The following is a 20236-nucleotide window of genomic DNA, read 5'->3' on the forward strand; positions in this document are numbered from 1 at the left end:
CCCTTCCACGCTGGTGGCAGCGGTCCCCGTCCGGGGGAGGCCCGCGGCGCGGGCCCTTGCGGCCGATCTGGACATGAGAGGTTCTCGCTCCTAGTTCACTGCGGACACGGGGCGGGCCGTGATGTGTGGGTCGTCGAGCGCGTGTACGCGCCGGGGCAGCACACAGTCGTCCGCCGGTACTGGGACCGGGCTCGAACGTGTGGTGACGGAGGTGCCGGTGTCTGGATCGCCCGGGCGCGGAACGGCCGTGTCAGCCGTCTCTACCGGGCCTCGTGCACCTGCCGGGCGCACTACTCACCATACGTCGCGTTATATCGGGACCTGGGGCTCCCCCACACGATTCAGGGAAGTCTCAGGGACGCGTCAGCCTTCTGTCAGGGTCGGTTTCTGACCAAAGTAGGTGTCCTCATCCGTAAGTCGGAGCCGGACGGGATGAAATGCGGCTTTCCGCGGCGGCGCAAGGAGGTTGTCCTGTAACGGACATCACGGTGGCAACTTCCGGCCACCCGGAAAACGGCCCCGAACGCGGGGTCACCGGAGGTGACGGAGCGGGCTCGGCGGGGAGCCGCGCGCCACGGCCCCGCGGAGGCGACGGGGAGCCGCGCACACCCCGGGCTCGCGTGCACCGGGTCGGCCGCCGCCGGGCGGCCCGCGCACCCCGGACGCGTGGAGGCGGCCGCGCGGGAGCGGGCCCGGGGCTGGACCTTGACCCGCCCGCCCCGGCCCCGGGGACGCGGCGCTCAGGCGGGCCGCCGCTCCCCGGGGGCCTCGTGCGGCTGCGCGGTCCCCCACACCACGCCCAGGAGGTCCTCCAGGGCGTGGGCCAGGGAGTCGTCCACAAGCGCGTAGCTGACCTGGCGCCCGCGCGCGGAGGTGCTCACGAGGCCGCAGTCACGCAGGCAGGCGAGGTGGTTGGAGACGTTCTGCCGGGTGAGCCCCAGTTGCTCGGCGAGTCCGGCGGGGTAGTGGGGACCGTCGAGGAGCGCCAGCAGGAGGCGGCAGCGGGTGGGGTCGGACAGGGCGCGGCCGAGCCGGTGGATGGCGGACAGGCGCTGCTCGGAGGTCAACATGAAAACCATTGTACATGGCTTGCTGTATAGACAGCCAAGGCTGTATAAACAGTGGAGGCTGAACCATGGGTGCCGCGCACGGCGGCTCCGGGAGAGGACGTCGGAACGGGGGAGCTGATGGGCCTGGGACACGACCACGGGCACGGGCACGGTGTCACAGCCGGGGCCGCCAACAGCAGGCGGCTGGCGGCGGTCCTCGGGATGATGCTCGTCGTCGCCGTGGTCCAGGTGATCGGCGCCGCGCTCAGCGACAGCCTGGCCCTGCTCGCCGACGCCGGGCACACCGTCACCGACTCCTTCGGGGTGGCCCTGGCCCTGGTGGCCGTGTGGATCGCCGCGCGGCCCGCCACCAGCAGGCGCACCTTCGGCTACCAGCGCGCGGAGATCCTCGCCGCCGCCGTCAACGCGCTGGTGCTGTTCGTCCTGTGCGGGTTCATCGTGGTGGAGGCGGTCGAGCGGCTCCGGACGCCCGCCGACGTGTCCGGGCCGGGCATGATCGCCGTGGCCGCCTTCGGCCTGGTCATGAACATCGGCGCGCTGTTCGTCCTGCGCTCGGGCGCCCGCGCGAGCCTCAACGTCAAGGGCGCCTACCTGGAGGTCATGGGCGACGCCCTGGCCTCGGCCGGGGTGATCGCGGGCGGTGTCGTCGTCTGGCTGACCGGCTGGGACCGGGTGGACACCCTCGTCTCACTGGGCATCGCGGCGATCATCGTGCCCCGCGCGTGGGCGCTGCTGCGCGAGGCCGTGCACATCCTGCTGGAGGCCACCCCGCAGGACATGGACCTGAGCGAGGTCCGCGACCACCTGCTCGGGCACCCCGCCGTCCTGGACGTCCACGACCTGCACGCCTGGACCATCACCTCCGGAGTCCCCGTGATGTCGGCGCACGTGGTGGTCGCCGAGGAGCACCTGCGCGACAGCGGCCGCATGCTGGACGAACTCCACGCGTGCCTGACCGGCCACTTCGACGTCGAGCACTCCACCCTGCAACTGGAGCCGCCCGGCCACGCCGACCACGAGGGCGCCCGCCACCCCTGACCTGGGTGGAGGTGCGCCCGGTGCCCCGCGACCGGCCTCCGGCGGGACCGCGCGCGCCGTGTCCCCGCTGGTGGAGACCGCCGCGGACGCCACCAGCACACCCCCCGCACGGTTACGATGCTGGACGGGCCGTCGACGTGCCACCATCGGAACCCTCTGGCACGATTCCCCGCGCCCAGGAACGCTTAAGGAGACACCGTGGCACCCTTCCCGACCCGCGGTCAGCGGTGAGCGAGAACCGGCTGAGAACGGGGATGCGCGCCCTGCGCAGGCTGCGCGGCTCGATCCTGCCCCTCAGGGCGGCCAGGCTGTCGTACAAGCTGCGCCGCGAACTGAGCTCCACCCGCGAGGCCAGCACGTGGCGCCAGCCCGCGCGGGTGTTCCTCATGGCCTACGTGATCGTGGACCTGATGGGCACAGTGCTGCTGATGACCCCGCTGACCACGCCCGATCACCATGGCTTGGAGTTCGTCGAGGCCTTCTTCATCGCGACCTCGGCGCTCTCGGTGTGCGGGCTGAGCGTGATCAGCATCGGCAGCGACCTGAACACCTTCGGCCAGGGGGTGGTCCTGGTGCTCATGCAGGTCGGCGGCATGGGCATCATGACCCTGGCCTCCCTGCTGGGCACCGCGATGATCCGCCGGTTCGGGCTGCGCATGCAGCTCACTGTGCAGACCGAGACCCGGAGCCTGTGGGTGGGCGACGTGCGCGGCCTGGTCAGCCGGGTGGCCCTCATCTTCCTCATCTGCCAGGGCCTGACGTTCCTGCTGATCACGCCGAGGATGTGGCTGGGCTACGACATGCCCCTCGGGGAGGCCGTCTACTCGGGCTTCTTCCACTCGATCTCGGCCTTCAACAACGCCGGGCTCTCCCTGTACGGGGACAGCATGATGCGCTTCTCCGGCGACGCGTTCGTCCTGGTGCCGATCGCCCTGGCGGTGATCCTCGGCGGCATCGGCTTCCCCGTCCTGTTGGAGCTGCGGCGCGAGCTGCGCACCCCGCGCCTGTGGAGCCTGCACACCAAGCTCACCGTCACCACCACCACGATCCTCTTCGCGGCCGGAGCGCTGCTGGTCACGGTGATGGAGTGGCACAACCCCCAGACCCTCGGTCAGATGCACTGGTGGGCCAAACTCGTCGACGGCTTCTTCCACGGCGTGATGCCCCGCAGCGGCGGCCTCAACTCCGTCGACACCGGGGAGATGGAGGACGCCACGCTGCTGGTGACGATCATGCTGATGTTCGTCGGCAACGGCAGCGCCGGAACGTCCGGGGGCATCAAGGTGGCCACCCTGGCGGTGATCTTCCTGGTGGTGGCGGCCGAGGTCCGCGGCAACGACAAGGTCCACGTCTACGGGCGCCAGCTGTCGCCCGGGGTGATCCGGCAGTCGCTGAGCCTGGTGTTCCTGTCCGCGACGGTGGTGGCCTTCACCACCGTCCTGCTGGTGCGCACCACCCCGTTCGAGCTGCTTCCGGTGATGTTCGAGGTGGTGTCGGCCGTCGGCGTGGTCGGCCTGTCCACCGGCATCACCGCGGACCTGGCGCCGTGGGCCCAGTTCCTGCTGGCCCTGCTGATGGTGGCGGGGCGGATCGGCCCCATCACCTTCGTGACGGCGCTGGCCTTCCGCGACCACCGCCGGCGCTACGATCTCGCCGAGGCGCGGCCGATCATCGGCTGAGAGCACTCCGAGGGAAGGAAGGGACACCGTGCAGCAGCACAGGAGACTCACCGACAAGCGGGTCCTGGTCATCGGCCTGGGCCGGTTCGGCAGTTCGCTCGGCCTGGAGCTGGTCAGCCGGGGGTGGGAGGTCCTGGGCGTGGACTCCAGCCCACGGCTGGTGCAGTCCTTCGCCGACGCGCTCACGCACACGGTGATCGCCGACGCCACCGACGAGGAGGCGCTGCGCCAGGTGGGCGCGGGCCAGTTCCACAGCGCGGTGGTGGCCATCGGCACCCACCTGGAGGAGAGCATCCTGGCCACCTCGCTGCTGGTGGACATGGGGGTCTCCAACATCTGGGCGAAGGCGACGAGCCGCCGCCACGGCCGCATCCTGGAGCAGGTCGGCGCCACCCACGTGGTGCTGCCCGAGCACGACATGGGCGAGCGGGTCGCGCACCTGCTGTCGGGAAGGATGCTCGACTACGTGGAGCTGGAGGAGGGCTTCTCGCTGGGCAAGACCAAGGCGCCCAAGGAGCTCATCGGCAAGACGCTGCGCGAGACGCGGGTCCGCCAGCACTACGGGATCACGGTGGTGTCGGTGAAGCGGATGGGTGAGGAGTTCACCTACGCCACCCAGGAGACGGTGCTGAACAAGGGCGACGTGATCGTGGTCGCAGGGCGCACCGACGACGTGGAGCGCTTCTCCGAGTCCACCTGAGCCGGGCCGCACGGCGGCGGAAGAGGGCAGGAACCGCTGCGGGGCCGTGGAAACCGGTGGGGCGGGGAGGCCGCGGGGAGGCGCCCGGCGCCGTCGGTTCCGTGCCCGGCCGCCCGCTCCGCGCGCCCGCGGACAGTGGTTCCGGGGGCGCGTGAGCGTTGCGCTGCGAATGGACAAATTGACAACCGTTTTCATTATCCCGACAATTGACCCATGCGAACTGGGACAACCGTGCGGGCCGCCGCCCTCGGCGCCGCGACACTTCTGACGATCACCGCCTGCGGAAGCGGCGGCGAGGGGGCCGACGACTCGGGTGTCTCCCCCGCCGACGCGGACCTGACCGTGGTCACCGGCGTCTACCCCCTGGAGTGGCTGGCCGAGCAGATCGGCGGCGACCGGGTGGCGGTCGTCCAGCTCACCGAGCCGGGCACCGAACCCCACGACCTGGAGCTCACGGGCCGGCAGGTCGCCGAGGTCAGCGAGTCCGACATCGCCTTCTACGTGGAGGGCCTCCAGCCCGCCGTGGACGAGGCGATCGCGCAGGAGGCCTCCGAGAGCGCGTTCAACGTCGCCGACGTCGTGGAACTGCACCCCGCAGGGGAGGGCGGCCACGACCACCCGGAGGGTGACGAGCACGCCGAGGAGGGCCACGCCGAGGACGAGCACGGCCACGGCGAGGAGGAGGGTCACGCGGAGGAGGGCCACGACCACGCCGAGGACGAGGCGCACGCGGAGGAGGAGGCCGCCGCCGAGGAGGAGCACGACCACGGCGAGTACGACCCCCACTTCTGGCTGGACGTGGACCTGATGGCCCAGACCGCCCAGGCGCTCGGCGACCGGATGGCCGAGGTCAACCCCGAGGGCGCCGACGGCTACGCGCAGGGCGTGGAGGCCGTGACCGCCGAACTGGAGGCGATCGGCCAGGAGTACGAGGAGGGGCTGTCCTCCTGCGAGCACGACGAGGTGGTCGTGGGGCACACCGCCTTCACCTACCTGACCGAGTCCTACGGCCTGGAGCAGATCGGGGTCAGCGGGGTGGACCCCGAGACCGAGCCCTCCCCCTCGCAGATCGCGGCCATCACCGACATCGTCGACGAGCGCGGTATCGGGACGGTCTTCACCGAGCCGCTGATGCCCGCGGCGACCGCCGAGACCATCGCCGCCGAGACCGGCGCCCAGGTGGAGGTGCTCGACCCGCTGGAGGGCGTCACCGAGGACTCCCCCGGCGACGACTACCCGTCGATCATGCGGGGCAACCTGGAGGCGCTGACCACCGCGCTGTCCTGTTCCTGAGCCCTCGGCCCGTCCCACCGCACCGGCCCCGTCGGCCCCGGGCACCCGCCCCGGCCGACGGGGCCGACGCGCTTTCGCGCCCCCTGCCCCGCCTCCCGGGAGAGGGCTTTCCCGGCAGGCGGGGCCTCCGCGCTTTCGCGCCCCACGCCACCATCGCCGCACAGGGAATATGCGCGCGCTCGCGTCCTCTCTTCCCGCCCGACCGAAACCACCCCGGGCCACGTGGACACGGCACACGGGCACGCCACGGGTTACATGGCGCTTACATACCACCAAACCCCCGGACAAGTGGCGGGGGTCACGCTATGCTTGTGAACGTGTCGGTGCCAATGCACGTGCATCTGGCAGTGCATAAGCACGGACGTTCCCCTCGAAGAGACATAAGGAGCAGCATGACCGCACACAACGGCATCCCCGCGACCCAGCTCACCGAGGCGGCCTGGCAGAAGGCCCGGCGCAGCAACTCCCAGGGCGCCTGCGTCGAGATGGCCCGCCTCGGCGACGGCTCCATCGCCGTACGCAATTCGCGGTTCCCGACCGGACCGGCGCTGGTCTACACCCAGGAGGAGATCGACTGCCTCATCCTGGGCGCCAAGGACGGGGACTTCGACAACCTGCTCAGCTAGGGTCCTTCGACCCCTCTGGCGCGTTCGGCCCCACGGCACACAGGAGGGGTTACCGCTCGGCGGTGACCCCTTCTCCCCCGGGCACCGGCCCGGTCCGCTCGCCTTCTCCCCGGCCGGTCCGCGACCGCACGCGCCCGGCGGCCCGCCCGGGCGTATGTGCCCGAAAACCCGGAAAGGCCCGCCTCGGCGAGCCTCTCGTATCCCTGAGCGCGTGCTCCGGGTCCCCTCCACCCGTCCCACGCCGCTGCTCAGTCGAATGCCTTGTCCAGGTCCTCCAGCATCTGTTCCAGCAGCTCCAGCGTCTCGTCCGGCGTGGCCGCGGCGACGCTGAGCCGGGTCATGGCCTTGGTGTAGGCCTCCACCACCGGCCTGCGGTCGATGATCTCGCCGTCGGTGAGCTGCTCCAGGTAGACCATGTCCGCGAGCTCGAACTCCGAGTAGCGCAGGAGCGTGAACGAACCCGCCTCGGCCGCGTGCGCGCCCACCGCGAAGGGGACGATCTGGAGGGTGATGTTGTCGTACTCCTTGCTGAGCTGGATGAGCCACTCCAGCTGACCGCGCATGATCTCGCGCCCGGCCTCCGGTCCGCCGATGGGTCTGCGGACCGCGGCCTCGTCGAGGATCACCCACATGCGCATGCTCGTGTCGGTGCGCAGGCGCCGCTGTCTCCTGAGTCTGGCGTCGACGCGCTGCTCGGTGACCTCGTCGGTCTCCACGCCGCCGGAGATGACCGCCCGCGCGTACTCCTCGGTCTGGAGCAGCCCCGGAACGAACTGGGACTCGTAGATGCGGATGTGGTCGGCGGCCTCCTCGAAGCCGACGTAGCGGATGAACCACTTGTGCAGTGACTCCCCGTACTCCTTCCACCAACCGGGCTTGTTGGATTCGCGCGCGACTTCGAGGATTTCCTTGATCCTCCTGCGGTCGGAGACCCCGTACATCTTGAGGAGGTCCTCGATATCGCGCAGCTTGAAACCGACCCGGCCGAGTTCCATACGGCTGATCTTCGACGCCGATGCCCGAATCTTGTTCCCGGCGTCCTCCCGACTGATAGCACGCGCTTCGCGAAGCTGGCGCAGCTCGTGCCCGATCAGCATGCGGCGCACAGTGGGGCCGCTCCCCTGGCGCAATCGAGCGATATCCACGTTCGCCGCCTCTCCCTCATTCCTCGCACAAGGGCACCCATGCGACGGGACACCTTTGCCGTGCGGACAAGACACTACAGGTACACGATAGAACGATAGAGCAGTGGTGCCTTCGGATCCCGATCCGGCACCCCTCCAGCACCTCCGGGGAGGGCCGATCCGCCGGAGGACAGCGCCGCCGGAAGCACCGGGCGGAGCGCCCGGCGGGAACCCCGGGACTCACACGAATTGCGCCCAAACGAACTTTCCGCCGGGCGGCGTGGGAATCACACCCCACTCTCGCGCGAAAGCACTCACCAGGGCAAGCCCCCGACCGCCCTCCAGGTCGAGATCGGTTTCCCTTCTCTGCGGCAGCCGGTCTCCACCGTCACGAACCGCGCAGATGAATTCGCTGCCGCTGCGCATGAGCGAGAGCTGAATACCGCCATCGCTCTGCCCTGTCAAGGGCAGAGGGCCACCATGCCGGAGCGCATTGGTGACCAATTCCGAAACGACCACCGCGACATCGCTGGACAAGTAGTGCATCTCCCATTCGCGGAGAAGCGCCTCGGAAATCTCGCGCGCGGCCCCCACCGAGTGGGGGCGCGGCTCGAAGCTCCACGTGACGGCGTCGTGCCGGTCCCCGCAGACGGGGGTGTTCCAGCGGCGGGAACCGTGCGTCAGGACCTTGAGCCACCAGCCACCGGCCGGATCGGCCACCGCCTCAGCGCACTCCATGCCTTCCACTCCTCCCTGACGCACCGCTGCGTGGGCGTCGGTGACACGACCGGGCGGGCCGTGTCCGCGTGCAGGTCGGTCTCGTGCCGCTGCACGACTCGAATGCACGTGCATCTTCGTCTTGCAGGCAATCGTAGGCCAAGCCCCGACGATGTGCAGGCAAACGGGAAGACGACTTCGCCCGACCCGTGAAGCGGGTCGGCGCGGACCGCCCTATTCACGGGTGGGGCCGTTCCGGACACACCCCGTCCACCTACCGACCGGTTGGCATGTGGATAGGATCTCCTCGCGCCCACCACGCGAATTCTTGGAGGTAATCCCATGTCACCAACGCCCCGTGTGGCCATTGTGACCGGTGCGGCCCGTGGGATCGGTGCCGCCGCTGCTGAGCGCCTGGCGCGCGAGGGCCGGTCCGTCGCCGTGCTGGACCTGAGGGAGTCCGACGCCCAGGAGGTCGTCGACCGCGTCACGGCCGCGGGCGGCACCGCCCTGGCCGTGGGCTGCGACGTGTCCGACCCCGACCAGGTGACCGCCGCCGTCGACATCGTCGCCGAGCGCCTGGGCCCGCCCGCGATCCTGGTGAACAACGCCGGGGTCCTGCGCGACAACCTGCTGTTCAAGATGTCCGTGGAGGACTGGGACACCGTGATGAACGTGCACCTGCGGGGCTCGTTCCTCATGAGCAGGGCCGCCCAGGCCCACATGACCGCGGGCGGCTGGGGCCGGATCGTCAACCTGTCCAGCTCCTCCGCGCTGGGCAACCGGGGCCAGGCCAACTACTCCGCGGCCAAGGCCGGGCTCCAGGGGTTCACCAAGACCCTGGCGATCGAACTGGGCAAGTTCGGCGTGACCTGCAACGCGGTCGCGCCCGGGTTCATCGAGACCGCCATGACCAGGGCGACCGCGGAGCGCATCGGCGTCAAGTACGAGGACATGAAGGCCTTCAAGGAGGCCGAGATCCCGGTGCGCCGGGTGGGCGTGCCCGAGGACATCGCCAACGCCGTCGCCTTCCTCACCGGTGAGGAGGCCGGGTTCGTGTCGGGCCAGGTCCTCTACGTCGCCGGCGGCCCGCTGGACTAGCTGACCGGGACCGAAGGGTCCGCCTGGGCGCGCCCCCCGGGGATGATCTTGCTCCCAGCGCCACTGTCGACGCCGAAACCGGCACCAGGAGCAAGATCACCGCGGTTCAGAACCCTTGCGCCCGGTCCCCCGTGCCCCGTCCGGAGTCCTCCGGGCGGGGCACACGTGCGCACGGGCCGGGGGGTGCGCCGGGGGCCGTTCGTCCCGGCCCGGGGACGGCGCCGGGGGTCATCCGCCCGGGTCCTCGGCGGCGCGGGCCTCCTCCATCGCCGTGGTGACCGCGGCCGCCACCTCCTCCACCAGGGCGACACCGGTGGTGTAGTCGGGGCTGCCGTCGGTCAGGACCGCGATCAGGTACTCGCGTCCGGGTCCAGCCACGTAGCCGACGCTGTTGACGTTCCACAGGCCGCCGTTGGCCTCGCGCGGGGTCCAGCCGTTCTTGAGCCCGACGGTGTCGTCGGGGCCCGCGCTGGCCGAGACCCCCCAGGACTGCTCGGCGGCGACGGACTCCATCAGCCCGCGCGCGTAGGCCCGGTCCTCCTCCGCCAGCGGGCTCCCGTCGCAGTAGAGGGCGCGCAGCAGCCGCACCTGGTCGGCGGCGGTGGTCATGGTGGCACCCCACCGGCCGCGCGGATGGGGGTCGGTGTTGGTGAAGCCCAGCGCCCGCGCGCCCTCGACGAAGCCGTCGGTGAACCCGATCCGCGAGTACAGGCCGTCGGTGACGTCGTTGTCGCTGTAGCGGATCATGCGGGAGACCTGGGAGCGCTCGGCTCCGGTGAGGTCGCGGCCCTCCTCCTCGGCGCGCAGCAGCAGCATGGTGAGGATGGTCAGCTTGGCCACGCTCGCCGTGGGGAACTGCCGGTTGGCGTCGTGGCTGAAGGTGGCGCCGGTGCGCAGGTCCTGCACCGCGACCGCGAAGTCGGCCGGGTGCTCCTCCCCGATCGCCCCGATCCGCGCGGTGAGCTCCTCGCGCTGGGCGGGGGTGAGGCCCTGCCCTCCGGTTTCGGGCGCGTCGACGGGAGCGAGGGGCACCAGGGGGAACGCGCTCTCGGAGACCAGCGAGCGGAACAGGGCGGGGTCCGGGCGGGGCGGTGCCGCCCCGGAGGCCGAGGTGGCGCCGGGCAGGGCGAAGGCCATGAGCACCGCGAGGACGACCGCCACGACGGCGACGGCCCGGGCTCGGTTGTCGGCGGGGGGATGCCGGGGCACGCTATCACCGGTTCGCTGACACGCGGATGGGCTGGAGTACCGCCATTATTCAGCGAAATGTCGCGAATACGAACATCTCGATACCGAATCGGTACCGGGTTCCCCCTTTTCGTCCGTCCCCGTGGGCGAATCCTCAGCGCCGGGTGTCCTCGTCGATACCGCGGGCCACCAGGGCCTCCCCCGTAGCGTCGGCCATCCGCAGCAGCTGGACGATGACCGGCACCACGAGCAGGTGGGGGCGGCCGGACAGGCCCCGCGCGCGGTAGGCCTCGCGCGCGGCCCGCCAGGCGGAGGCGGCCATCGGGATGGAGCGGACGGTGAGCGCCAGGACGAGGGCGATCCGGTCGGGGTTGGCGCCGACGTGCCTGAGCGGGCGGGCCATCCGCTCGAAGAGGTCGAGCATCGCGCGCACGCGGGTGGTGAGCGTGACGAGGTTGGCGAACAGGACGAGCGCGGCCAGCTGGGCGCACAGGCGCAGGGCCGTCTGCCAGTCCGCGAACAGGACCTGGAACAGGCCGATGGCCAGCAGGAACGGCCACAGCGCGCGCAGCGCGGACCAGGCCCGCCCCAGCGGGAGACCGGCCAGCGGGTACAGCGCGAACGCGGCGGCCAGGGCGCCGACGGCGACCCGGTGGTCGGCCCAGACGACGAGGCCGACACCGGCCAGCAGCAGCGCGAGGAGCTTGGCCCCGGCCGGGGTCCGGTACAGGAACCCGGTGCCGGGGACGTAGAGGCCGACCGTGCTCACCGCTCGTCCATGAGCTTGGTGTAGTGGGGCACGGCGTCGCCGGGAACGCCGTCGAAGACCACCCGGCCCGCGTCCATGACCAGGACCCGGTCGAAGCCGTCGAGCAGGTCGAGGTCGTGGGTGAACAGGACGACCTGCTGCTCCAGCCCGTCCAGGGTCCGGTGCACCATGCGGGTGTTGCGCAGGTCGAGCAGGGTGGTGGGCTCGTCGCAGACCAGCACCTCCGGCTCGGTGACCAGCACCGAGGCCAGGGCCAGGAGCTGCTTCTGCCCGCCCGAGAGCAGGTGCCCGGGGTGGTCGCGGTGGCCGTCGAGCCCGTAGCGGACCAGGGCCGCCTCCACCCGGCGGGCGGTCTCCTCCCGGCCCAGCCGCAGGGAGCGCAGACCGATCTCCACGTCCTCGGCGACGGTGGGCATGATGATCTGGTTGGCGGCGTCGGAGAAGACGAAGCCGACCCTGCGGCGGACGTGCTTGGCGTGGCGCCGGGTGTCCCACTCCCCCAGCGTCACACGGCCCTCGTCGGGGACGACGAGGCCGTTGAGGGTGCGGGCGAGCGTGGACTTGCCCGATCCGTTCGCCCCGATCACGCCGATGCGGTGCTCGGCGAGGTCGAGGGTGACGTCGCGCAGCACGGCGCGGTCGTCGTAGGAGTGGGAGACGCCCTCCAGGCGCAGCATCAGGATTCCCCGCGGTCGGTACCGGCCTCCACGACGGGGCGGCCCGCGGGCGGGATCGGGTAGGCGCGGTAGACGGCGCTGGCGATGAGCGCGGTGACCACGGCCTTGGCCAGGTCGCCGGGCAGGAAGGCCACCATGGAGTAGGCGGCGGCCAGGACGCCGTCGCCCATGACGACGGCCATCCAGGGGACGCCGATCGCGTAGATGACGAGGATGCCGCCGACGATGTTGACCGCCAGGCCCGCCCAGAACCGGTAGCGCCCCCGGCCGCCGCGGACCAGGAGGTCGGTGAGCAGGCCGATGACCAGGGCGGCGAAGACCCAGCTGACGATGAACCCGGCCGAGGGCCGGGCCAGGACCCCGACGCCGCCCATGCCGCCCGCGAAGAGCGGGAGCCCGGCCAGGCCGAGGGCCAGGAAGGCGGCGACGGCGAGGGTTCCGCGCTTCCAGCCCAGGAGGGCGGGGGCGAGCATGATGCCCAGGGTCTGGAGGGTGATGGGCACCGGCGAGAACGGCAGCGGGATGGCGACGGTGACGCTGAGGGCGGCGATGAGCCCGGCGAACACGGCGATGAGCGCGAGGTCGCGGGCGGTCAGGCCCTTGTAGCGGACGTTGGTCCTGGTCGTGGGCATGGGCGGTTCCCCTGGGAGGTCGCGGAGGCGGATCTCTGCCCATTGTCCGTTATGGCGGTGACCAGGACGAAGGTCGGGGCGCACAGTTCTGCGGGCCCCGGGGTTGTAGGGGGTCGCCTGAGACGGGAGTCACAGCGGTCCAGGTCGGAGGGGTTGGTCGGAGGTGTCCGGCGGAACCGGATGGTGAGGAGGGACTGGCATGAGCCCGCCCCATCCGCGGTGATCTTGTACTTATAGCGAGGTTCGAGTACCGAGCCGCGCTATAAGTACAAGATCACCGCAGGTCAGAGCACTCGGGTCACACCGGCAACGTATCCGGCGGCCCGTCAGGCAGGCGTGCCGTCCTCGCGCAGGGAAGACAGGAACGCACTCCCGTCGGAGCCGGGGAAGGCGAGGTGCCCGAGGGAGCGGTTCTGGGTGTCCCGGACGCGGACGTGGGAGGCGGCCTCAGCGACCTCGACACATGAAGGTCCATCACCGCTGTAGCTGGACTTACGCCAAGGAGTGGTGATCGGTTCCAAGTTTCCGCCTCACTTGTACTTGGTGGGTGCCTCTTCGACCAGGGTTGCCGACTTCCGCGGGCTCAGCGCTCTTTCCCGAAGACCGTCGAGGGTCCTGGTGTAGTACGCGACTTCCTCGGGGTCTTCCCAGTGGGACGCGCCGAGGCCGTATTCCATGTACCCGACATCGCCATAGGTGACCATGCGATTCCCCGACGCGGGAAACGACAGGACGGTGAAGGAGCCGAACCCGGCAGGGTGCTCTCCCGCCTCGAACGGCAGGATCCGACACGGGACATGGGGAAGATCGCAGCGTTCGCGGAGGCGGCGAAGCTGGGCCGCCATGACCTCGGGGCCACCAACCTCTCGGTGGAGCGAGGCCTCGTTCATGACCACGTCCAGTTCCGGTGGCTGTTCTCCGGTCAGCCTCTCCTGGCGTGCCACACGCAGCGCAGCATGTTCGCGTGCCTCCTCCGGGGAGACGCCGACGGTTGCCTCGGCAAGCGCGAAGGCGTACTCCTCCGTCTGGAGAAGGGCGTGAACTGTCTCGCCTCGGTAGTCGCGGACACCGGACGCCTCGGTCTCCAGCCCGGCATAGGGCTCGAACCAGTCCGGGATCACCTTGCAGGAGCGCCACCAGCCCTTGCGACGCGCAGTGTGCGCAAGCTGGAAAGCGGCCCTGAACAGGCGTGACAGCACCCGGTCAGGGCCTTGGCCCACGACCTGGGTCAGACAGGTGAGGACCCAACGTCCAACCGTATCGTCCCTGATGTCCCCGAACCACGACGGCGGCTGCCGCTGCGGCGATGCTCCTTCCGGTTCGTCGGACGTCCCGAGAGCGTGGGGGAAGCCCGCGACTGGCTGCCGCGCAAGCTCGCCTTCTCGGACGCCCCGGAGGAGACCACCCGACAACACCCTGATCCTGCTCTCGGAGCTGGCGACCCACAACGTCAGGCACGCCCCGGCCAACAGCGTGGGGCTCGGCGACTTCTACGTCCGGGCGTTCCTCTTCCACGGCTGGCTGCGCGTGGAGGTTCTCGACGCCTACGGAGGAACCCCGGCCCCCGGGTCGTCACCCCCGACACCCGCGACGAGGGCGGACGCGGCATGGTTCTGGTGAACGCCCTCGCTTCTCGGTGGGGGAGCTTCCAATCCCTGCGCGGACCTGGGATGTTCTTCGAGTTGCGGTGGCGGGTGCCCGAGCCGCTGGCTTCGGTTGCCCCGGTGGTCCCCCTTCCCCGGAAGGGACAGGGAGCACCATGGAGGGCTACCACGTGAGGCCGAGCGCGACCGTGCTGACGCTGCGCGAGGAGTTCCCCGACTTCCTCGTCTGCGAACTGCGCGGAGGACAGGGACGACCCTGCCTCGTGGCGACCAGCACCCGGACCACCCCCACCGGTCAGCCCGAGCTGGTCGTGTGCGGAGGCGCAGAGGAACTGCGGAAGGCGCTGCGAGTTCTGGAAGGCGGTGCGGCATGAGCGCGGTCATGACCCTGGAGTCCGTGGAGGCCTCCGTCCCCCAGGAGGTGGGGCGCCTCCGTGCCACCTACCGCAAGCGGGGGTGGACGGTGTGGCACGGCAGCGCGACCGGCCAGTACTGGGCGGCTCACACCGGTCGCATGGTGATGCTGAGCGGTGACACCGCCCGGGAACTGGCGGCGGAGATCGAGAAGACGCAACCGAGCAGGCCACTGGCGGCGGTTCCCGCCCAGGTGCGGCGGTGGCACACGGAGCTGAGGCTGCCGCCGAGGCCCAGGCCGCGTACCTCCTGGGCTGGTCGGGGGCTGTGGCCAGCGGAAGGCGATAGGCGGTAGGCGGTGACGGCCGTGGTCCGGGAACCGGTGTTCCCGGGCCGCGGCCCGCGCGCACAGGCGGGCGGGAGCATCCGCGCCCGTGCTCGGGGCGCCGTCAGGCAGTCGCGGCCCCGGCGCGGCGGATGCGGGTGATCGGGACCGGGAGCACGCACACGGGGACGGGCAGGCGCAGCCGGTGGCCGGTGTCGGCCGGCACGCCCGTGTCGGGGTCCAGGCGCAGGGAGGCCAGCGAATCGCCGTTCTGGGCGGCCACGACCAGGTGGTCGGGCTCCTGGCGGTGTCCGCGCACGACGGTGAAGTTGCGCGGCCACTCCCCTCCGGCCGGGGTGTTGGCGACGTGCTCCAGGCGGGCGCCGCCCTCGCGGACGGCGAGGGTGGCGATCGTGTCCGCGCCCCGGTTGGACACGTACACGTGGTCGCCGTTCGTGAGGATCTCGGCGGGGAAGTTCTGGCCCGCCGCCTCCTCGCCGGTGGCGTGGACGGAGCCCAGGTGCTCGGCGGTGCCGGTGCCCGGGTTCCAGCGCAGGACGTGCACGCGCGAGTCCAGCTCGCCCGCCACGTAGAGGAACTCGCCGGAGACAGCGGTGTGCCGGGGGCCGGTGCCCGGGGGCAGAGCCACAGCGCCGACCTGCTCGCCGCCGCGCAGGACGCGCAGCTCGTCGGTGCCCAGGTCGGCCACCAGCAGGTGATGCTCGTCGGGGGCGGCGGCGCTGTGCGCGTGCGGCCCCTCCTGGCGGTCGGTGACCGGGCCGCTTCCGGAGTGCGCGAGCTCCGCCACCGCCTCGCCGGGGGAGCCGTCACCGGCCAGGGCGTAGACCGTGGCCACGCCGTTGGCGTAGTTGGTCACCGCCAGTTCGGAGCCGCGCGCGAGCACGTGGCAGGGTGACCCGCCGCCGGTGGGGGCCTGGCCCAGTTCGGTGAGCACGGCCCGGCCGTCGATCCGGAAGGCGGTGACGGTGCCCTTCTCGCGCTCGTTGACCGCGTACACCGTGGGCGGGTCCTCGCGGAAGGCCAGGAAGGACGGGCCCGGGGTGCGGGCGGCCGCGCCGCCGTCGGTCATCTCGCCGGTCATGGGGTCGAACCAGACGCGGTAGATCCCCTCGCCCTCCCCGGGAGGATCGGAGTCGGGGGTGTAGGTGCCCACCAGCAGGAGCCGCCTGCCGTCCATCGAGCCGTCCGCCGATCCGCCCACCGGGGGCCTCGCTTCCCTCGCGCCTGTGATGTCCGCCCGACAGTGGTCTACACCACCGAGGCACAGGGCGCATGCTACAGGCCGCGCCCGTCGGCCCCGAGGCCGGTCCCGGCGGGTCGGGCTCCCCCACCCCGCCACCAGGAGAAATACCGGCGGAAAAGAGGCCCGGCCCAAAAAAGGGTGTCCGTTCTGGCCATCTTCCGCCATAGGAAACGGGGGTCTGCATATATTTCCCCATAACGAACCAATAACGGAGAAACAGGGGGTGAGGCCCGTGGCGGACGACTGCCGCACTGACAGCACACTACGGGAGAAGTACGAGGTCCTGGCGGCCGGAACGGTGGCCGAGCGCGCGGACGAATGCCACCGGAGGCGGGAGTTCGACCACGAGTCGTGGCGTGAGCTGAGCGAGAACGGTGTCTGGCGGATTCCCGTTCCCGAGGAGATGGGCGGCCTGGGCGGGAACTGGTGGGACTTCGTCTCCGCCTTCCAGGGAATCGCCCGGGGAGGCCGCGACCTCGGTTTCTGCCTGTCCATGGTGGCCCAGACCGGACTCATCCGCGCCCTGGTCCGCGACGGGACGCCCGCCCAGCGCGAGTCGTGGTTGCCGCGCCTGCTGTCCGGCCAGGTGAGTTCCATGGCCTTGACCGAGGAGAGCGGCGGCTCCGACATCAGCAAGATGTCCGTCACCGCCGAGGCCGGTTCCGGCCGCCTCCACGGCACCAAGGTCCACATCACCAACGCCCCGGTGGCCGACCTCGCGCTGGTGCTGGGCCGCAGCGGCGACCTGGACCACGGGGCCGACGCCACCCTCTTCCTGGTGGACCTGCACGCCCCCGGGGCCGAGCGCGGCACCGCGGAGACCATGATGGGAAACCACAGCAGCCCCACCGGTCGGCTGGACTTCCACGGCGCGGGCATCGGCGCCGACGGCGTGCTCGGGCGGCCCGGGGGCGGGCTCTCCCTCATCCACGGGATCATGGCCTTCGACCGGCTGCTGTACGGCGTGCTGGCGGCCGCCTACCTCGAACCGCTCGTCGACGAGATGATGGACTTCGTCCACGAGCGCCGCGCGTTCCACGCCCCCCTCGCCGACCACCAGTACGTGCAGGGCCGTGTCACCGACACGCGCTTCGCGCTGGAGAGCACCCGGTGGGTGTCCTACGGCGCTCTGGAAGCCCTGTTGGAGGAGCGCCCCGACGCCGCCCTCCTGTGCTCGATCGCGAAGTTCCAGGCCGCCGAGTCCCTCAGGACCGGCACCGAGGACGCGCTGCGCGTCTTCGGCCACGCGGGCTACGAGGAGGGGCGGGTGTCCCGCTCGGTCCGCGACGCGCTGGGCACCCTGATCGCGGGCGGCACCGCCGAGATGCAGCGGAAGAACGCCTTCACGCAGATGTGCGGCCTGCGCCGCGCCCGCGGCTGACCCGCGACGGCCCCTCACCGTCGCCCTCCCGAGAGAAAGGACGTATCTCGCCATGCCCAAGATCATCGTCGCCAACGTCGACAGTGACGCGATGTGCGGCACGGACATGCCGCCGGACATCCACGCCCTCAGCTCGCTGTGCTGCTGCCGCCTGCTGGTGCTCGCCGAGGACGAGGACCTCGTCGTCCTGCCGCACGCCGTCTCCGAGGAGTTCGTCTCCTACGTGAACGGGCTGCTGGGGCGCAACCTCTCCGAGAAGAACGTCGTCCTGCCCAGGAACAGCGAGACCGAACAGCTCATCCTCAACTTCGACTCGCTCAACGACGGCTGGGTCGAGGAGCAGATCCGCCAACGGGTGGGGTCGGTCCGCGGGTGGACCCTGGAGGCGTACTTCCTGGACCGCGCCGCCCTGACCCTGGCCCGCTCCCTGGAGCTGGACGTGAGCCGTGTCGAGCCGGGCTTCCTCGAGGCGGGAGGAGCCGAGACCTACAACAGCAAGGTGCTCTTCCGGCAGCTGGCCGAGGTGTGCGGCACCCCCGTCGCGGAGGGGCGGATAGCCACCACCGCCGCCGAGCTCGCCCGCGCGGTCGGCGACCTCGTCGCGCGCAACGGCAGGGTCATGGTCAAGCAGGACACGAACTCCGGCGGCGCGGGCAACGTCGCGGTCACGGTCCACGGCGAGACGGAACTGACGGGGGCCAGCCGCGTGGTCCCCGTCGAGCCGGGCTTCGACCCGGCGGCGCTGGCCGCCTCGCTGTGGCCGCAGATCGCGGTGCAGCGCAACACCAGGGTCGTGGTCGAGGTGTACCACCCCTCCGTGATGGTGCACTACAGCGAGCTCTGGGTGTCCGGCGACGTCGACGCCCCGACCGTCCTCAACTTCGGCGAGATGCGGATGGAGCCCACCTTCATCGGCCTGGAGATCCCGCCCAAGCGGCTGAGCGAGTTCCAGCTCGCGGAGATGATCGCGCACAGCACGACCCTGGCCGCCGCGGCCGGCAGGCGGGGGTTCCGGGGCTACATGAACATCGACTCCATCCTCACCGAGGACGGGGACCTGCTCTTCACCGAGGTGAACGGCCGCATGGGCGACTGCACGCACATCGACTACCTCGCCCGCAGGCTCGTCGGCGACTCCTACGGCACGGAGCACACGGTGCTGACCCGCAACTGGGTGCCGGTCCGCGGCTTCACCGAGGCCGTGGGGGCCCTGCGCGACGAGGGCCTGCTCTACGACCACTCCCGCGGCAGCGGGGTGGTGCTGCCCATCGAGGACGTCGACCGCTCCGGGGTCGTCGACTACATGGTGATCGGCGACGACGCGCGGCACGCGCGACGGATCGAGGAGCACGCCGAGCGGGTCCTCTCCGTCCTGGGCGGATGACACGCGCACAGGCCGCCGCGCCCCCGCCCCACCGGGGCTCCCCAACGACCGCCGACCCCTTCGCGCACCGAGGTCTCGACCATGAGTGATTCCAGTACAGAACGAGGCGGGCCGGTGCGAGGGCCCGAGCCGGAGAAGAAGGGCGGCGGCTTCGGTGCGCTGCCGACGGCGATCCGCGTCGTGGTGGTCGCCGCCGGCGTGCTCAACGTCGGAACCTTCGCGATCGCCCCGTACCTGGCGCTGCACATGCTCTCCCTGGACTACACGGCCTGGGAGGTCGGAAGCGTCCTGGCCGCCAACCTGGTGACGGCGCGCTGCCTGCCGCTGCTGAGCGGTCTGATCGGAGACCGTACCCGGCACGTGACCCTGATGACCCTGGGCCTGGCCCTGCGGGGCGCGGCGTTCGCCGCCTTCGCGGTGGACGACGGCTTCTGGTGGTACCTGCTGTGCTCGTCGCTGGTCGGGCTGAGCGGGGCGCTCTACGAACCGTCGGCCTCCGCCGTGATGGCCGGACAGCCCGACGAGGTCCGCAAGCGCGGGTTCTCCTTCCTGAACCAGGCGCAGAACCTGGGCGCGGTGCTCGGCCCCGCGATCGGCGCGCTGCTGATCGGCGTCGACGCGCGCCTGCTGTTCCTGGTGGGCGGAGCGCTGATGCTGGTCTTCACCGTGCCGGTGCACCTCGTGCGCCGCCACCTGAGCACCTCGACCACCAGTGAGACCATCATCGGCTCCCTGGGGCGTGTCTTCCGCAACGGGCTGTTCCTGCGGTTCGGCCTCGCCATGGGGTTGTTCTGGGTCATCGACTCACAGCTGACCACCTCCCTGCCCATCTACGCCAGCGAGCTCTCGGGCTACGAGGAGCTCGCGGGAGCGGTGCTCATGGTGAACGGAATCGCGGGCGTGCTCGCGGTGATCGCGCTGCGGCGGCAGTTCGAGAGGCGCGCGGCCCTGGTGCTCTCCGCCGCCGGGATGGCCGTGGTCGCGGTGTCCATCGGCGCGATCGCGGCCGTACCGGTCCTGTGGTGGCTGCTGCTGTGCGTGGTGGTCTACAGCATCGGGGAGACCCTCGTGTTCGTCTCCGCCGACATCTACATCGCCGACCTGGCCGACCAGAGGGACGCCGGGGCCTTCTTCGGGGGGCACGACGTCTTCTGGGCGGTGGGCGGCGCCGTCGGCTTCTTCGTGGGCGCCGGGATCGACGGCGGGCCACTGTCCTGGCTCGGCCTGGCGCTCCTGCCCGCGCTCGCCCTGGTGCTGATCGTGGGCAACGCCCGCACGGGCGGACGGGTCGGCACGAGGGCGTGAGACCG

General features: G+C 71.0%; 21 protein-coding genes. 11 read left to right on the top strand and 10 right to left on the bottom strand.

Going from position 1 to position 20236, the window contains the following annotated elements:
• Window positions 1–740 precede the first annotated feature (740 nt).
• Window positions 741–1070: a Cd(II)/Pb(II)-sensing metalloregulatory transcriptional regulator CmtR gene (cmtR, locus tag FYW99_RS04435; protein WP_190394546.1), complete on the bottom strand. Its 330-nt coding sequence runs from the start codon at window positions 1068–1070 to the stop codon at window positions 741–743.
• A gap of 117 nt (window positions 1071–1187) precedes the next feature.
• Between cmtR and FYW99_RS04440 the strand changes: the two genes are divergently transcribed.
• The 5 genes from FYW99_RS04440 to FYW99_RS04460 all read left to right on the top strand — a co-directional run bounded on the left by FYW99_RS04440 (window position 1188) and on the right by FYW99_RS04460 (window position 6406).
• Window positions 1188–2108 (top strand): cation diffusion facilitator family transporter, encoded by a 921-nt coding sequence (locus FYW99_RS04440; RefSeq protein WP_150250741.1) that lies wholly within the window; start codon window positions 1188–1190, stop codon window positions 2106–2108.
• Between the two features lie 227 nt (window positions 2109–2335).
• On the top strand, window positions 2336–3787 hold the full coding sequence (locus FYW99_RS04445) for a TrkH family potassium uptake protein (RefSeq protein ID WP_150250485.1): 1452 nt from the start codon (window positions 2336–2338) through the stop codon (window positions 3785–3787).
• Between the two features lie 28 nt (window positions 3788–3815).
• Complete coding sequence (locus tag FYW99_RS04450; protein ID WP_013151577.1) at window positions 3816–4487, top strand: potassium channel family protein; 672 nt, start codon at window positions 3816–3818, stop codon at window positions 4485–4487.
• 213 nt (window positions 4488–4700) lie between these two features.
• Window positions 4701–5780: a metal ABC transporter substrate-binding protein gene (locus tag FYW99_RS04455; RefSeq protein WP_223838715.1), complete on the top strand. Its 1080-nt coding sequence runs from the start codon at window positions 4701–4703 to the stop codon at window positions 5778–5780.
• A gap of 392 nt (window positions 5781–6172) precedes the next feature.
• A complete protein-coding gene (locus FYW99_RS04460; protein ID WP_061081670.1) occupies window positions 6173–6406 on the top strand; it encodes a DUF397 domain-containing protein in 234 nt (77 codons plus the stop codon).
• 248 nt (window positions 6407–6654) lie between these two features.
• Here FYW99_RS04460 and FYW99_RS04465 read toward each other — a convergent pair whose 3' ends face one another.
• The gene (locus tag FYW99_RS04465) at window positions 6655–7503 is read right to left on the bottom strand and encodes a helix-turn-helix domain-containing protein (RefSeq protein WP_150250746.1); all 849 of its coding nucleotides are present in this window, start codon (window positions 7501–7503) and stop codon (window positions 6655–6657) included.
• Between the two features lie 267 nt (window positions 7504–7770).
• Window positions 7771–8268: an ATP-binding protein gene (locus FYW99_RS04470; protein ID WP_150250487.1), complete on the bottom strand. Its 498-nt coding sequence runs from the start codon at window positions 8266–8268 to the stop codon at window positions 7771–7773.
• Window positions 8269–8589: 321 nt separating this feature from the next.
• On the opposite strand from FYW99_RS04470, the gene fabG reads away from it, so the two are divergent.
• Window positions 8590–9348 carry a 3-oxoacyl-ACP reductase FabG gene (fabG, locus tag FYW99_RS04475; RefSeq protein WP_190394547.1) on the top strand — a complete coding sequence of 253 codons (759 nt, stop codon included), beginning with the start codon at window positions 8590–8592 and terminating at the stop codon, window positions 9346–9348.
• A gap of 228 nt (window positions 9349–9576) precedes the next feature.
• Here the strand turns inward: fabG and FYW99_RS04480 are convergent, their stop codons facing one another.
• The 6 genes from FYW99_RS04480 to FYW99_RS04505 all read right to left on the bottom strand — a co-directional run bounded on the left by FYW99_RS04480 (window position 9577) and on the right by FYW99_RS04505 (window position 13813).
• The gene (locus FYW99_RS04480) at window positions 9577–10557 is read right to left on the bottom strand and encodes a serine hydrolase (RefSeq protein ID WP_150250489.1); all 981 of its coding nucleotides are present in this window, start codon (window positions 10555–10557) and stop codon (window positions 9577–9579) included.
• Window positions 10558–10690: 133 nt separating this feature from the next.
• Window positions 10691–11305: a CbiQ family ECF transporter T component gene (locus FYW99_RS04485; protein WP_150250491.1), complete on the bottom strand. Its 615-nt coding sequence runs from the start codon at window positions 11303–11305 to the stop codon at window positions 10691–10693.
• Window positions 11302–11982, bottom strand: a complete 681-nt coding sequence (locus FYW99_RS04490) for an energy-coupling factor ABC transporter ATP-binding protein (RefSeq protein WP_150250493.1) — start codon at window positions 11980–11982, stop codon at window positions 11302–11304. Before FYW99_RS04490 ends, FYW99_RS04485 begins: the two co-directional genes overlap by 4 nt.
• Window positions 11982–12614: a biotin transporter BioY gene (locus FYW99_RS04495; protein WP_150250495.1), complete on the bottom strand. Its 633-nt coding sequence runs from the start codon at window positions 12612–12614 to the stop codon at window positions 11982–11984. The genes FYW99_RS04490 and FYW99_RS04495 overlap by 1 nt, the downstream gene beginning before the upstream one ends.
• A 326-nt stretch (window positions 12615–12940) precedes the next feature.
• Window positions 12941–13135 (bottom strand): DUF397 domain-containing protein, encoded by a 195-nt coding sequence (locus tag FYW99_RS04500; RefSeq protein ID WP_317846930.1) that lies wholly within the window; start codon window positions 13133–13135, stop codon window positions 12941–12943.
• A gap of 9 nt (window positions 13136–13144) precedes the next feature.
• Complete coding sequence (locus FYW99_RS04505) at window positions 13145–13813, bottom strand: DUF5753 domain-containing protein (RefSeq protein ID WP_150250497.1); 669 nt, start codon at window positions 13811–13813, stop codon at window positions 13145–13147.
• A gap of 560 nt (window positions 13814–14373) precedes the next feature.
• Here FYW99_RS04505 and FYW99_RS04515 point away from each other — a divergent pair.
• Window positions 14374–14592, top strand: coding sequence for a hypothetical protein (locus FYW99_RS04515; protein WP_150250498.1), 219 nt, complete (start codon window positions 14374–14376; stop codon window positions 14590–14592).
• Window positions 14589–14927: a hypothetical protein gene (locus FYW99_RS04520; RefSeq protein ID WP_150250500.1), complete on the top strand. Its 339-nt coding sequence runs from the start codon at window positions 14589–14591 to the stop codon at window positions 14925–14927. Before FYW99_RS04515 ends, FYW99_RS04520 begins: the two co-directional genes overlap by 4 nt.
• A gap of 94 nt (window positions 14928–15021) precedes the next feature.
• Here the strand turns inward: FYW99_RS04520 and FYW99_RS04525 are convergent, their stop codons facing one another.
• Window positions 15022–16095, bottom strand: coding sequence for a lactonase family protein (locus tag FYW99_RS04525; RefSeq protein WP_150250752.1), 1074 nt, complete (start codon window positions 16093–16095; stop codon window positions 15022–15024).
• A 298-nt stretch (window positions 16096–16393) separates the two neighbouring features.
• Between FYW99_RS04525 and FYW99_RS04530 the strand changes: the two genes are divergently transcribed.
• The 3 genes from FYW99_RS04530 to FYW99_RS04540 all read left to right on the top strand — a co-directional run bounded on the left by FYW99_RS04530 (window position 16394) and on the right by FYW99_RS04540 (window position 20231).
• On the top strand, window positions 16394–17542 hold the full coding sequence (locus tag FYW99_RS04530; RefSeq protein WP_223838721.1) for an acyl-CoA dehydrogenase family protein: 1149 nt from the start codon (window positions 16394–16396) through the stop codon (window positions 17540–17542).
• A 52-nt stretch (window positions 17543–17594) separates the two neighbouring features.
• Window positions 17595–18926 carry a preATP grasp domain-containing protein gene (locus FYW99_RS04535; RefSeq protein ID WP_150250504.1) on the top strand — a complete coding sequence of 444 codons (1332 nt, stop codon included), beginning with the start codon at window positions 17595–17597 and terminating at the stop codon, window positions 18924–18926.
• A gap of 81 nt (window positions 18927–19007) precedes the next feature.
• Complete coding sequence (locus tag FYW99_RS04540; RefSeq protein WP_150250506.1) at window positions 19008–20231, top strand: MFS transporter; 1224 nt, start codon at window positions 19008–19010, stop codon at window positions 20229–20231.
• The last annotated feature ends 5 nt before the right edge of the window (window positions 20232–20236 follow it).

Origin of the sequence: Nocardiopsis deserti (assembly GCF_008638355.1) — a bacterium.
GTDB classification, from domain to species: domain Bacteria; phylum Actinomycetota; class Actinomycetes; order Streptosporangiales; family Streptosporangiaceae; genus Nocardiopsis; species Nocardiopsis alborubida.